The sequence below is a fragment of the uncultured Parabacteroides sp. genome (genome assembly GCF_902493135.1).
GTDB lineage: Bacteria > Bacteroidota > Bacteroidia > Bacteroidales > Tannerellaceae > Parabacteroides.
Genome location: NZ_CABUOD010000032.1, coordinates 39,984 through 53,470 on the forward strand (window position 1 = coordinate 39,984; position 13,487 = coordinate 53,470).

At 49.5% G+C, this 13,487-nt stretch carries 10 protein-coding genes; 3 read left to right on the forward strand and 7 right to left on the reverse strand.

The features are described from left to right. Positions 1–107: 107 nt before the first annotated feature. Complete coding sequence (locus RDN79_RS13885; RefSeq protein ID WP_298550763.1) at positions 108–1,952, reverse strand: mechanosensitive ion channel family protein; 1,845 nt, start codon at positions 1,950–1,952, stop codon at positions 108–110. Positions 1,953–1,983: 31 nt separating this feature from the next. Further along, complete coding sequence (locus RDN79_RS13890; protein WP_298550761.1) at positions 1,984–4,293, reverse strand: S9 family peptidase; 2,310 nt, start codon at positions 4,291–4,293, stop codon at positions 1,984–1,986. A 116-nt stretch (positions 4,294–4,409) separates the two neighbouring features. Here RDN79_RS13890 and RDN79_RS13895 point away from each other — a divergent pair, with 116 nt between their 5' ends. The 3 genes from RDN79_RS13895 (at position 4,410) to RDN79_RS13905 (ending at position 8,538) form a co-directional block, all read left to right on the forward strand. Next, positions 4,410–4,757 carry a hypothetical protein gene (locus RDN79_RS13895; RefSeq protein WP_298550759.1) on the forward strand — a complete coding sequence of 116 codons (348 nt, stop codon included), beginning with the start codon at positions 4,410–4,412 and terminating at the stop codon, positions 4,755–4,757. Then, a complete protein-coding gene (locus RDN79_RS13900; RefSeq protein WP_298550758.1) occupies positions 4,750–6,048 on the forward strand; it encodes a hypothetical protein in 1,299 nt (432 codons plus the stop codon). Before RDN79_RS13895 ends, RDN79_RS13900 begins: the two co-directional genes overlap by 8 nt. 201 nt (positions 6,049–6,249) lie before the next feature. Beyond that, the gene (locus tag RDN79_RS13905; RefSeq protein ID WP_298550756.1) at positions 6,250–8,538 is read left to right on the forward strand and encodes an alpha-L-rhamnosidase C-terminal domain-containing protein; all 2,289 of its coding nucleotides are present in this window, start codon (positions 6,250–6,252) and stop codon (positions 8,536–8,538) included. A gap of 146 nt (positions 8,539–8,684) precedes the next feature. On the opposite strand, the gene RDN79_RS13910 is transcribed toward RDN79_RS13905, so the two are convergent. From RDN79_RS13910 to argR, 5 genes are all read right to left on the reverse strand, one after another. Continuing rightward, positions 8,685–9,812: an aspartate aminotransferase family protein gene (locus RDN79_RS13910; RefSeq protein ID WP_298550754.1), complete on the reverse strand. Its 1,128-nt coding sequence runs from the start codon at positions 9,810–9,812 to the stop codon at positions 8,685–8,687. A 118-nt stretch (positions 9,813–9,930) separates the two neighbouring features. Next, the gene (argC, locus tag RDN79_RS13915; RefSeq protein WP_298550752.1) at positions 9,931–10,899 is read right to left on the reverse strand and encodes an N-acetyl-gamma-glutamyl-phosphate reductase; all 969 of its coding nucleotides are present in this window, start codon (positions 10,897–10,899) and stop codon (positions 9,931–9,933) included. Then, positions 10,896–12,095 carry an argininosuccinate synthase gene (locus RDN79_RS13920; RefSeq protein ID WP_298550750.1) on the reverse strand — a complete coding sequence of 400 codons (1,200 nt, stop codon included), beginning with the start codon at positions 12,093–12,095 and terminating at the stop codon, positions 10,896–10,898. Before RDN79_RS13920 ends, argC begins: the two co-directional genes overlap by 4 nt. A gap of 42 nt (positions 12,096–12,137) precedes the next feature. Next, complete coding sequence (locus tag RDN79_RS13925; RefSeq protein WP_298550748.1) at positions 12,138–12,719, reverse strand: GNAT family N-acetyltransferase; 582 nt, start codon at positions 12,717–12,719, stop codon at positions 12,138–12,140. A 70-nt stretch (positions 12,720–12,789) separates the two neighbouring features. Next, complete coding sequence (argR, locus tag RDN79_RS13930; RefSeq protein WP_298550746.1) at positions 12,790–13,233, reverse strand: arginine repressor; 444 nt, start codon at positions 13,231–13,233, stop codon at positions 12,790–12,792. Positions 13,234–13,487 lie beyond the last annotated feature (254 nt).

Sequence of the window (13,487 nt, forward strand, 5' to 3'; positions counted from 1 at the left end):
TGTGCTTTTTATTTAGAGATTTAGTGACTTTTGGAGATATAACAAAAGACCCCCTGCATTTTGTTTTTGCAGAGGGTCTTTTTAACTATTTCAGATAAAATGAACTTTTATTTACTTTTCAGGTAGTCTTCCGGGATCGTGGTGGCGCTTCCGTCACGTCCGGCAAAATAGTGAGGCGACATGATCTCTACGCCTGCCTCATTAAAGATATCCTGGATGTTCTGGTGCAGGTCGGAAGTGATCTGCGCCAGTTGGTCGGCATCTTTGATGTAAGCATTGATTTGATAACAAGGATAGTAGTCCTGAAGTTCTGTTTCCAGTACGAACGGCTTCGGATGTTCCAGGACTCCGTGCGTGCTGCGTGCCGCATTGATCAGCAGTTGGTGGACCTGTCGCCAGGGAGCGTCGTAGCCGATCGTGACCGTCGTATGGATAATCAGCCCGAACTGGCGTGCCGAAGCACTGTAGTTGACCGTATGGGATGACATGATAAAAGCATTCGGTATCGTCACGACTTCATTCTTGGGGGTACGCAAGCGGGTGACAAATGGAGTTTTCTCGATCACGTTGCCGGTCGTATCGTTCAACTTGATGCGGTCGCCGAGCTTGAAGGGACGCATATAGGTGATGACAAGTCCGGCAATGATATTCCCTATCACCGTGCTGGAACCGAGCGAGATGATCAGGCCGACAAATACCGAAATCCCCTGGAACACGCCGGAATTGGAGCCCGGCAGATAGGGATAAATCATCGCGATCATGAACGCATAGAGCAGAAAGCGGATGATATTGAATGTCGGTTGCGCCCAATCCGGATAGAACCCGGTGATCTTCAGCTTCTCGTTCTCGATCTCATTGGCAATATACTGCAGGCCTTTGATGATATACTTGATGCAGTACCAGATCACCAGGATGATGAACAGGTTCGGTATGTATTCCACGATCGACTTCAGCACCATCTTGATCGGTTCCATGATATAGAGGAAGATCTTCAGCGCCAGCTTTTCCGTCTGCGGAAAGATGGCGAACAGCATCGGGACACTGAACATCAACTGTATCAGCAGCACGATGTACCGCAGGAGGTTACTGAAGAAGATCAGGATCCGTCCCTGCCGGTGCGTGTTCAGGAACTCGTAGTCGCGGATGATGATCGGTTTCAGCCGTTGCTGCTTGAAGCGTATGATCTGCCGGCGCAGCTTGCGGAACAGGAAATTCGTCAGCCGGAACAGCAGATATTGTATTGCCAGCACCAACACGAACAAAGCGGCCCGCTTGGCTACCTGCAACAGGCTGTGCTCCTCTTTCAGGTCCTTGATCTTGGCGGCCAGGACAGGGGCATACTGTTCGGCCAGTTCCCGCCGCGACGTGCCTTGCCAAAGCGCATCTTGGTCGGTGATGCTGACGATCACCTTGTTGCCGTACATGATATCGATGTAGTATTCGCTTTCCAGCGTGTGGACGGAATCACGGTGCAGGCTTCTGTCCTTGCCGATCTTCATCAGGATATCGTTGATCATATCCGCACGGTCGAGGGCTGAGTGCCCGCCTCTCTTGGCATAGAGTGTGAACAGCGTGTCGCCGTCCACTAAGACGGGGACGCCGGGGGTAAGCGCCCGCAACGAATCGATGCTGCGCCGTTGTTCGGCTCTTTTCAGCGAGTCGGACGTCTGGTTCAGGTTACGGACATTGTCGAGCTCGGTGCGGAGGACGATCTCGTTCAGCTTCATCTCCTGCAACTGGAGCGCCATCTCCTGGATACGGATCGAATCTTGCCTGTGCAGTTCTTCGACGCTCAACGTATCGGCTGCGGCGGGCGGAAGAGAATCGGGCCGAGGCTCGCCTGTCGCAGTCTGGAGCAATTGTTCCGCTTTCTCGATCAATTGAGCCTGGGCTTGGGTATTGGTGGCAAATATCCCGATGAGGATCAGGAAATAAACCGGTAATTGTTTCATGTCAAACTTCTGTTAGATGGATCCTGTTCTATCATTTACCTCCGGCGGGCAGATGGTCCAGCCAGTATTTGGCCATCGTCATCCGCAGATGCAAGGTCGTGCCCGGACGTTCGTAAATGCCGTGGCTGCGCATCGGGTAGCTGACTTGGCTGAACATCTTGCCATGCTTCACCAACTCGTTGACCAGCATCTCGCAGTTCTGATAATGGACGTTATCGTCGCCCGTCCCGTGTATCAGGAGCAGATTCCCTTTCAGGCCGGATGCGTATGTGATCGGGGAACCTTTGCGATACCCTTCCGGGTTGTTCTGCGGCGTGTTCATATACCGTTCCTGGTAGATCGTGTCGTAGGTACGTTGGTCGGCAACGAAAGCGATGGCGATCCCCGTGTGGAAGACATCCGGATAGCGGAACATGGAGTTCAGCGTCTGGCTTCCGCCGCCGCTCCATCCGGTGATGCCGATACGGGACGCGTCGATAAACGGATAACGGCGTGCCATGTCCTGGATGCCTCGTGCCTGGTCTTCGGAAGCGAACGTGCCGACTTCGCCATAGATGCATTTGCGCCATTCACGGCCGCGCGGTGTGTTGGCTCCCCGGTTGTCGATGCTGACCACGATATATCCGAGGTTGGCGACATACTGGTTCCAGAGGTCGCCGCCTCCCCATACGTCCTGTACGGTCGAACTGGCCGGTTCGCCATAGACCTCTATGATAACGGGGTATTTCTTTGCCGGATCGAAATGGACCGGCTTGATCATCCAGGCATCCAGTTCGAGATCGCCGGAGGTCACTTTGACGAACTCTTTCGGGTTCAGTCCCAGTGCGGCATATTGTTCGCGTGCCTTTGCATTGTCCTCTATCACCCGTACGGATTGGTGCTTGGGGAAGGAAACCATGTCGATCACCGAAGGAGTTGCCGCATTGCTATAGGTATGGACCGCCCATTTCCCGGTGGGCGACATCGTGTAGCGGTGCTGTCCCGGCTGGTCCATCGGGCTGAGGCGTTTCACTTCGCCCTTGCCGAAGAGTTCGGCGCTGTACAGATACCGTTGCGTGAAATTATCGGGAGAAGCGATGAAATAAACCAGTCCCTTTTGCAGGTCTGTCCCGACCGACGAGATATAATCGAAGTCGCCTTTCGTGACCGGCACGATCTCTTTCCCGTCCCGGCTGATGCGGTACAGGTGGCGCCAACCGTCGCGTTCGCTTTCCCAGGTGAACCAGGTGTTGTCTTTCAGCCATTGGATGTTATCGTTCGTGTCTAACCAGGCTGCATCGGTATCGGTGAAGATGTTTTCGGGTTTCGCGCTGCCGATGCGGGCGATCCAGACTTTGTTCGTATTCTGCGGACGGTTCATCTGCTGGATGAACAGTTCGTTGCTTCCGGGGATAAACTCCATGCGGGGAATGTAGTTGCCCCGCGGATCACCGGGGATCTCGATCCAGGTCGGCACGCCTCCTGAAGCAGACACATAGCCGACTTTGACCGCCGAGTTCGTGCATCCTGCCTTCGGATAGGGGAAATGCAGGATGGTCGGGTAGATGGAATCTACATTGTTGATGATATCAAAGACGCCTGTTCCCTTGGTATCGCTCTGCCAATAGGCGATATATTGTCCGTCCGGGCTCCAGCGGAAACCGTCGCGGCAAGCGAATTCTTCTTCATACACCCAGTCGAACGTACCGTTCACGATCGTCTGGCTCCCGTCATGAGTCAGCTGCGTGATCCGGCCGGAGGCAATATCTTCTACATATATATTATTGTTCGAGACGAAAGCCACACGTGTCCCGTCAGGCGAGAATTTGGCAAACATCATCGACGATTCGGGCAGTCCCTTTCCTAACTGGCGCAAGGTCCCGTCCTTCAGCGTCAGCACCCAGTAGTCGCCCCGCGTGTCGTAACGCCATACCCGCTTCGTGTTGTTATAGATCAAGACCTTCCCATTGTCGGCGCTCCAGGAGATGCTGCGGATGGCAATCGGTTTTCCGGTCTCTTTGTTGATAAACATGGAGGAGGGAATGATGACTTCCCGCCGGTTGTCTTTGGCGCGATAGGCGACGATGTCGATGCCGCCTGTCTCGGCGTTCGGTTCCATCCGGCTATACCGTTCGCCGTCCTTCATCCATGTCATGGCGCCGATCCCTTTTGTCTGCACCAGCCGCCCTCCGACGACATCTTCCAAATGGAGTTTGCCCTTTACTGCGGCCGTTTCGCTTTGTGCAAACGGATCGCCGTCCGTATCCGTCCGGTTTTCCCACGGCATGATTACCTGTGCCATGCTTACGTTTCCGGCCAGCAGGATGCACGCTACCGGAAGAATGAGTTTGTTTAGTTTCATGTATATTAGTTTTTATAATTATCCGTGTGCAAATAACGGAATGTTTTGCGAGATAGGCAAAAAAATGTTTTTATGAAAGAAAAAATAATTAACTTAGAGCCTCAAATCTATATATTATGTTTAAAGCGATAGCAGGCTATTTCAAGAATAAAAAAAAACAGGAGGAACCTTCCGTCCCGGATAATGCATCGGAACCAGCCGAGGAGGCTTCCATTCCGGATGAACCGGATATTTTATCTTTTCAACAGGAAATTATAGAGAAATGCAAGGACGATAAATCTATGTCGGGATTTATTGACAAGTTATTGTATTCAGATGAAATAAGGTATAGCTTTTTGAGCGATGACATTTTTATGGGTATGAGTAAAACTTTCGACTCTATATATGAAAAGTTAAAGAAATCTGAAGCGGAAGTTGCCTCGTTGGAAAAAAAAAAAATCGGATTTGCGTTCGGCCTTGGCTAAAAAAGAAAATACCATCCGTCAATACGAAAAGGAAAACGACAAGTTGCGTTCCGAGGTAGATGAAAAGGAAAAATCATTAACTGCCGCCTGGGATGAAAAAATAGATGCAATTCATCAGCTCGAAAATGAAGGAAGCCGATTGCGTTCCGAGATAAAGAAAAAGGATAGTTTAATCAGCAAACTGGAAAATGATAATACCGGTTTGAAAAACGACTATGCCCTGCTTTTGAAAGATGCGCTTTTCTGGAAAAAGCAGAATGTCGTCATGGGCCAGCAGATAACCGTTTTGCAAAGGGAAAATGGAGCCACGCCGAGAGTCGGGGACTATTGTTTCGAGAACGGAAGCCCCGGCACTGTCCAGCAGGAGATGTTAAGGCGGATTTCAAGTTTGCAGTACCAATTGAAAAAAGCGAATGATAAGATTGAGGACCTGCATTCGCAGATCGATTTTTATGACAAGAAAAAACAGGCGATAGCCACTTTGGAGAGCGGATTGAAGAAAAAATGCCCGAAGCAAGACGGCTTGGTTGAAAACGGGAAAAACACTATCTGCATTTACTTCGGCGACCAGATATACAGCGGGAGCATAAGCGATGTGGAGCAAGCCTTGAACAAGGCGGTCGAAGATGTCCGGGAACAATTGAACCGTTGGAAAATCGACTTGATGTTTAAGGAGGAAGAACTGAAACAGGAAAGCCAGAGGTTAAGTGACCGGAAGGAGTTCCTGGTCAGAGTATATCCCAATTACTTATGGGTCTTGAAGCATACGGATAAAATAAACGAAATGAAAAAAGATTTGGAAGGCACGTTGAAGAAACTGGCTCCCGCTTTTTCATTGGAGGACTATGAGAACCAGAAACTGAAAGAAGAAAAATTCAAAATGCAACGTACCGAATTGGCCCAACAGCTCGAAAGCCACCGGAAAGAAGAAAAAGACTTTATCAGGGAACAGGCCAAATTCAGGAACCGGGTGACTTCCTTGCGTGACAGCCAATATCTTTTGGAAAATGAGATAGCAGCTATTATCGATAAAGAAGAACGATTGTTTTTCGTGCTCCGTGCGTTTTATAAGAGTATGCCCCTTTATGATCTTGTTCTTCAGTTTTTGTTCTCTTTTATCGAGAGTCCGGTTCAAAAACGTATTGCCATGCAATATTTCAAAGGGAAAAGCATTTATGAAATCAGCAAAGATGAAAAAGGAAAATCAAAAGAACAAATCGAAAATATCATCGAGGCGGCAACCAAAAAACTTTATAAGGCAGTCCGTTCGATAGAAGAACAGGAGTTTTAAAGCGATCTTTCCTCTTCACCGCCTGACGAGGGGACGGGAGCGACGTGTTGTCTTCTTTGCCTGTGTTGCCGCTCTGTTTGTGGGAGGTTCGCTCGTTCGTCTTTTTGTGCATTTTTCAAAATAAAAATGTCAGATATATGAAGGGATGAATCTCTTGCTCATTCTATCTTTATCCCCGAATCACGAAAAAAGAAAAATACCATGAGTACATTACTGAACCGCTTTACCCTGTTAGTCTCCTTCGCCTTTTCGGCTTTTGGCCTGCAGGCTGCCGATAAGAAACCCTCCGGGTTGATGACCGACCTCATCGAACATACCGGGCAAACGTGGCAGAACGGATACGCGTCGAACCTGCCGGTATGGCAACTTGACGAGGCGATCGAACCGTTGCAATATGCTGCCATCCGCTCGACACATCCCGCCTTTTCCTGGATTGTTCCCGGCGAGACAGGGGGGACGCGGCAGACCGCTTATCACGTGATCGTGGCTGATAACCGCGAGGATGCCGCTTCCGGAAAAGGGAACCTGTGGGACAGCGGGATGGTCGGGAGCGACCGCTCTGTTGCCGTCCGTTATGCCGGCGAAGCCTTGCAGCCGGGCAAGTCCTATTTCTGGCGGGTAAAGACGGTGACCAATACCGAAGGGGAAAGCGAATGGTCGGAAGTGAAAGCATTCCGGACCGCCGACCGCCTGTCCCAATATGAAACAGCCTATTATCCGCAGGTGAAGACGATGGAGTTTCCGGCTGGGATAAAGGAAATACGTCCCGGCACACGTCTCGTCGATTTTGGACGGGATGCTTTCGGGCAGTTGGTGCTGACGCTGGCATCCGACGGCTCGCAGGATTCTGTGGTCGTGCATTTAGGGGAATGCCTCGAAGGCGGGCGTATCTTGCGTGATCCGGGTAAGTCGACGATTCGCTATCATCGTTATCCGTTGGCTTTGTTGAAGGGGACGAACACATACCGGATCAAGATCAAGAAAGATAAACGGAACACCGGATCGGCTGCCGTGTTGATACCGGAATATGTGGGTGAAGTCGTCCCTTTCCGCTATTGCGAGATCGAAGGGTATGAGGCGCCTCTGTCGCCAACTTCTGTTGTCCGCGAGACGGTGCATTATCCGTTTGATGAGACGGCTTCTTCTTTCCGTTGTTCCAATGATACGTTGAATCAGATCTGGGAATTGTGCAAATATTCTGTCCGCGCTACTTCTTTCTCTGGGATTTATGTGGATGGCGACCGCGAACGTATCCCTTATGAGGCGGATGCCCTGATCAACCAGCTTTGCCATTATGGGGTGGACCGTGAATATGCGATTGCCCGCCGCTCGCATGAATACTTGCTGCAACATCCGACATGGCCGACCGAATGGATCTTGCAGGCGTTGTCGATTGCCTGGTACGATTATCTGTACACGGGCGATAGCCGTTCGCTTGAATCCGGTTACGAATGGCTCAAACCACGCGTCCTGATGGCTCTCCGCGAGAAGAACGGGCTGATCAGCACGACGACCGGATTGCAGACGGAAGATTTCCTTCGTTCGATCCGTTTCAAAGGACAGATACGGGATATTGTGGACTGGCCGCATACCGGAATACTCGGTTTGGGAAAGAAGCAAGGGGGAGAAGACGACGGATTTGCCTTTACCGATTATAATGTGGTGACGAATGCTTGGCATTACAAGGCTTTGAAGCAGATGGAGGGGATTGCCGGTGCATTGGGTAAGCAGGATGACGCCGCTTTCTATGCATCCGAATCGGACGCTTTCAAAAAACGGTTTATCCGTTCGTTCTTCAATGCTCGAAAGGGTTGTTTCACGGATGGCCTTGCTGCCGATACCGATCATGCTTCCCTGCATGGCAATATGTTCCCGTTGGCGTTCGACCTCGTTCCGACCGGAAAGAAGCAAAGCGTCGCAGGTTTTATCCAAACCCGCGGGATGGCTTGCAGCGTCTACGGCTCGCAATTCCTGATGGATGCCCTCTATGAAGCGAATGATGCCGAATATGCCTTGCATATGCTGACCAAGACGGACGACCGCAGTTGGTATAATATGATCCGTGTCGGCTCGACTATCTCGCTTGAAGCCTGGGACAACAAGTACAAACCGAACCAGGACTGGAACCATGCCTGGGGAGCCGCTCCTGCCAACATCATCCCGCGCCGTCTGATGGGGGTGGAACCTCTGACACCCGGTTTCGGTACTGCCCGCATCAAACCGCAGCTTGCTTCGCTCGAATGGGCGGAGGCTACGATCCCGACGATCCGGGGCGCGATCCGCATGGAGGTGGAGAATAAGGCGGATGCCTATAGCCTGAAAGTGACGATTCCTGCCAATATGGATGCCGAAGTGTATCTTCCGCTCCCGTCCGGCAAATATACCGTAACGAATAATGGCGCTCCGGTGAAAACCGTTAAGATGAAGGGCGAGCCGTTCCTCTATGCCGGGAAGATCGGTTCCGGCAGCTATACTTTTGTGGTGAATTGATCGTGATAAAGGAGTTTTGACACACTTCCATAATTGTCCCCCAAAAAAAATAAAAGATCCACCAACCGGAAGCTCCGATGGTGGATCTTATTATATAAAGGAACAATTAAGCTGTATAGCGACGGTCCGCGAACCGTCTTCTTTTTTTAAGCATTCAGCACCTTGCGGAACCGTGCGATGAACTCTTTCGCTTCGTCCATGCTCAGGCAGAGCGGCGGCAACAGGCGGATCGTGTTGGTTCCGGCGACTCCCGTAAATACCTTCTCTTCGAACAGCAACTTGCTGCGCACTTCCTTGATCGATTCTTCGAACTCGATACCGATCATCAAGCCGCGTCCGCGAATTTCCTTAATTCCCGGCAGCTTATGCAGCTCGTCCAACAAGTAAGTTCCTACTTCCCGCGCATTGTCGATCAGCTTTTCATTCTCCATGATCTCCAGCACGGCAATGGCAGCCGCACAAGCTAAATGATTGCCTCCGAAGGTCGTGCCTAACATCCCGTATACCGGTTTGAACATCGGGCTGATCAGTAATCCGCCCATCGGGAAACCGTTGCCGATGCCTTTTGCCACCGAAATCAGATCCGGCTTGATCCCGGCATACTGGTGGGCGAAGAACTTACCGCTACGTCCGTAACCCGACTGAATTTCGTCAAGGATCAGGCAGGCTTCATATTTCGTACACAAGGCACGCAGTTCTTGCATAAAGGAATCGGCCGGCAACTGGATGCCACCCACGCCTTGAATACCCTCGATGATTACCGAAGATACGTCCCCCTTCTGCAATTCGGCTTCTACTGCCGCCACATCGTTCAGAGGTAGGTAGGTCACAGCAAGATCTTCATTTACCGGAGCGATGATCTTCGGATTGTCTGTCACGCGTACGGCAGCAGATGTACGTCCGTGAAAAGCGTGTTTGAAAGCGATCACCCGTTTCTTTCCATTGTGGAAAGAAGCTAACTTCAATGCATTTTCATTGGCTTCGGCTCCTGAGTTGATCAGGAAGAGCGAATAGTCGTCATAGCCGGATGCCTTGCCCAATTTGTCTGCTAACTTCTGCTGTAGGCTGTTGATGACGGAGTTGGAATAGAACCCCAACTTGTTCACCTGTTCGGTGATAGCCTTAACATAAGTGGGATGGCTATGACCGACCGAGATCACGGCATGTCCGCCATACAGGTCGAGGTATTCGTTTCCCTCTGCATCCCATACATGGCATCCCTTGCCTTTGACTATCTCTATATTGAATAATGGATATACGTCGAATAGAGTCATTAGATTTATAATTTATGATTTATAATTTATGATTTATAGGGGATTTATGATTTATGATTTATGGCTTATGGTCTGATTGTGTATGCTTTCAAATCATAAATCATAAATCATAAATCATTTAGAACGCTGACGGTTTCAGATGCAACCCTACCGTCTCTTCCAAACCGAAGAGAAGGTTCATATTGTGGACTGCCTGGCCGCTGGCTCCCTTCAACAGGTTGTCGATCATCGAAATGATAAGCAACTTGTCTTCATGCTTTTGCAGATGAATCAGGCACTTGTTCGTATTCACTACCTGTTTCAGATCCGGGTTCTTGTCCGTGACGAAAGTGAATGAGTGGTCGGCGTAGTATTCTTCGTAAATACGTTTGATCTCATCCAGTTCGATCTTGCAATCTAAATAGGTCGTAGCGAAAATGCCTCGTGAGAAATTACCCCTCATCGGGATAAAGTTGATTGCACTGTCGAAGCTGTTCTGCAACTGCCGCAAACTTTGCCCGATCTCTGCCAGATGCTGGTGCGTGAACGGTTTGTAAATCGATATGTTATCGTTTCGCCAGCTGAAATGGGAGGTCGGCGACGGTTTGACGCCTGCTCCCGTCGATCCCGTGATTGCGTTTACATGCAAATCCGAGTTCAGCATCAGATGTTTGGCCAATGGTAAAACGGCTAATTGGATACAGGTGGCAAAACATCCGGGGTTTGCAATATGCTGTGTGTTACAGATACGGCGTCGGTTCAGTTCGGGCAGACCGTAAACGAAATCGTGTTCAGGGCTTTCGATGCGGTAGTCCATGCTGAGGTCGATGATCTTCACGTTTTCGGGTACGGTATGGCTTTCCATGAATTTCTTTGTGTCGCCGTGGGCGGTACAGAAGAAAAGAAGGTCGATCTGGTTCAGTGGAAGTTCGTCGGTGAACACCAAATCGGTCTCGCCATAAAGTCCGCTATGCACGTCTGTGATCCTGTTGCCGGCATTGCTCGTGCTGTTCACAAATGTAATCTCGGCGTCCGGATGGTTCAGCAGCAGGCGGATCAATTCGCCTGCCGTATATCCTGCACCTCCAATAATTCCGACTTTGATCATATCTCTTCGTTCTTATGGTTGTTGTAATAAACACGCAACGGGGTGGATGTGACCTTGATGAAACCTTTTGCATCTTCGGCTGTCCAACCTTTCTGCATTTCTCCGTATTCGCCGAACTTGGTTTTAACCAGGTCGTCTTTTGAATCGACACCGACGGTAGAGAACGAAAGCGGGCGAAGTTCCAGGATGACTGTTCCGTTCACATTGCGCTGTGATTCCTGCAACATGGCTTCGATGTCGCGCATGACCGGTTCAAGATACTGGCTTTCGTGGAGGAACATCCCGTACCAGTTGGCAACCTGGTCTTTCCAGTATTGCTGCCATTTGCTCAGCGTATATTTCTCGAGGAAACGGTGAGCGCCGATAATCAGCATCGGAGCGGCTGCCTCGAATCCTACACGTCCCTTGATGCCGATGATCGTGTCTCCCACATGCATGTCACGGCCGATACCGTATGCCGCACCGATTTCTTCCACTTTCTGGATGGCGGCAATCTTGTCTTCGAATACTTCACCGTTCACGGCATGGATTTCACCGTTCTTGAATTCGAGACGGAGCTCTTCGCTGCCGGTTTTCTTCACCTGTTTCAGGTAAGCGCTTTCCGGCAGGCCTTGTTTGGAATCGAGAATTTCTCCACCGCAGATGGATGTTCCCCACAAACCTACATTATAAGAATATTTCAGTTTCGTGAAGTCCGCTTCAAAACCATGTTCTTTCAGATAGTTGATTTCGTAGTCGCGGCTCAATGCCATATCGCGTGTCAGCGTGATGATCTCGACATTCGGAGCCAGCACTAAGAAGGTCATGTCGAAACGGATCTGGTCGTTTCCGGCCCCGGTAGAACCGTGGGCGATCGCATCGGCGCCGATCTCGTTTGCATAGCGGGCGATTGCCAGCGCCTGGAAAATACGTTCCGAGCTAACGGAGATCGGATAAGTGCCGTTGCGGAGCACATTTCCGAAGACCATATATTTCAGGCTCTTTTCATAATATTCTTTTGTAACGTCGATTGTCACATATTTAGTTGCCCCTAACTTGTAGGCGTTTTCTTCGTTTTGTTTCAACTGTTCTTCACTGAAACCGCCTGTGTTGGCACAAGCTGCATACACTTCATATCCTTTTTCCTTGGCCAGATACATAACCGTAAAAGATGTATCCAATCCTCCGCTAAATGCGACTACTACTTTTTTCTTCATTTTGTATACCTGTATTGATCTTTATTTTTTAATTCTTAATTCTTAATTTTTAATTTCTCTCGCCTCCCTCTCGGCCCGATGAGGATCGTCCGGATCGAAGAGCATTCCGGTACAGATGCAGTAACGGCGGCCGGTACGTTCGAGGACATCGTGGTTGACACAGCCTTCGCAACCTCTCCAGAACGATTCGTCGTCCGTCAGGTCGGCAAAAGTGACCGGCACATATCCTAATTCCGTATTCATTTTCATAACGGCAGCGCCTGAAGTCAGACTGAAAATCTTGGCGTGCGGCCATCGCATACGGGCCAGCTGGAAGGTCATCTCCTTGATTCTTTTGGCAATGCCCAGTCCGCGAAAGTCCGGATGGACGATCAGGCCGGAAGTGGTCACATACTGTTTGTTACCCCAAGATTCGATATAGCTGAAACCTGCAAATTTGTTGCCTTCCAAGGCAATGACGGCTTTCCCCTCCTTCATCTTCTGTGCAACATATTCATGCGTACGCTTGGCGATGCCGGTTCCGCGCACTTTGGCGGCTGCTTCGATCGTGTCGAGGATGATATCTACATATTCCTCGTGGCAAGCTTCAGCAATCATCACATCAATTTTTCTTTCTTGTTCCATCTTTATGTTTGTTCTTTTTATCTTCTGTTGTTAATGGGAGCAAACGACCGGTTCCCTATACATTAATATATTATATAAAATGCGCCAATGCTTTAACGATTTTATCCCGGCTGATCCCCTCGCGTGGGATGATCAGGATCGTGTCGTCTCCGGCAATTGTTCCCAATATTTCGTAGGGCGCATGCGTATCGATATCCGAAGCGATCCCCATTGCATATCCCGGCCGGGTCTTGACAACGGCCAAGTTACCCGAAAACTCGATGTTGGGGTGATGTTGCATCTGCTCTTTCACCGGTTGCATAAGCGCCGAATAATCGGGCAGGCGATATACATAGTTCCCGTTTTCGTCATGTACTTTGACGACTTTCAGTTGCTTGATGTCGCGCGACAGGGTTGCTTGGGTAACCTGGAATCCGCTATTTTCCAATTGCTTAAGCAGCTCTTCCTGATTACCTATTTTCTCTGTCTTTATAATGCGGCAAATGGCATCCAATCGTTCTTTTTTCGTACTCATACTTGTATATTTATGCAACGAGGCTGCAAATATAAAGAGTATAATTGAATAATTATACAATTGGGCGTTCTTTTTTGCATAAATTTCTATTTGTAATCTCTACATGGGCAAAGGGCATCAAATAGAAAGGTTAAAAAATATTACCCTTAAGTGTAATTCAAATGGGTCTTGTTCACTTTTGCTGTATGGTTACTTTTTGTGTATTTAATTAATAAAAGAGCACAGCTTAAAAAATAAAAGTCTATATTATAAGT

Excerpts from the sequence above, each read along its gene's own strand:
- RDN79_RS13885 (WP_298550763.1), bottom strand. The coding sequence starts at position 1,952 with ATGAAACAATTACCGGTTTATTTCCTGATCCTCATCGGGATATTTGCC.
- RDN79_RS13890 (WP_298550761.1), bottom strand. The coding sequence starts at position 4,293 with ATGAAACTAAACAAACTCATTCTTCCGGTAGCGTGCATCCTGCTGGCC.
- RDN79_RS13895 (WP_298550759.1), top strand. The coding sequence starts at position 4,410 with ATGTTTAAAGCGATAGCAGGCTATTTCAAGAATAAAAAAAAACAGGAG.
- RDN79_RS13905 (WP_298550756.1), top strand. The coding sequence starts at position 6,250 with ATGAGTACATTACTGAACCGCTTTACCCTGTTAGTCTCCTTCGCCTTT.
- RDN79_RS13910 (WP_298550754.1), bottom strand. The coding sequence starts at position 9,812 with ATGACTCTATTCGACGTATATCCATTATTCAATATAGAGATAGTCAAA.
- argC (WP_298550752.1), bottom strand. The coding sequence starts at position 10,899 with ATGATCAAAGTCGGAATTATTGGAGGTGCAGGATATACGGCAGGCGAA.
- RDN79_RS13920 (WP_298550750.1), bottom strand. The coding sequence starts at position 12,095 with ATGAAGAAAAAAGTAGTAGTCGCATTTAGCGGAGGATTGGATACATCT.
- RDN79_RS13925 (WP_298550748.1), bottom strand. The coding sequence starts at position 12,719 with ATGGAACAAGAAAGAAAAATTGATGTGATGATTGCTGAAGCTTGCCAC.
- argR (WP_298550746.1), bottom strand. The coding sequence starts at position 13,233 with ATGAGTACGAAAAAAGAACGATTGGATGCCATTTGCCGCATTATAAAG.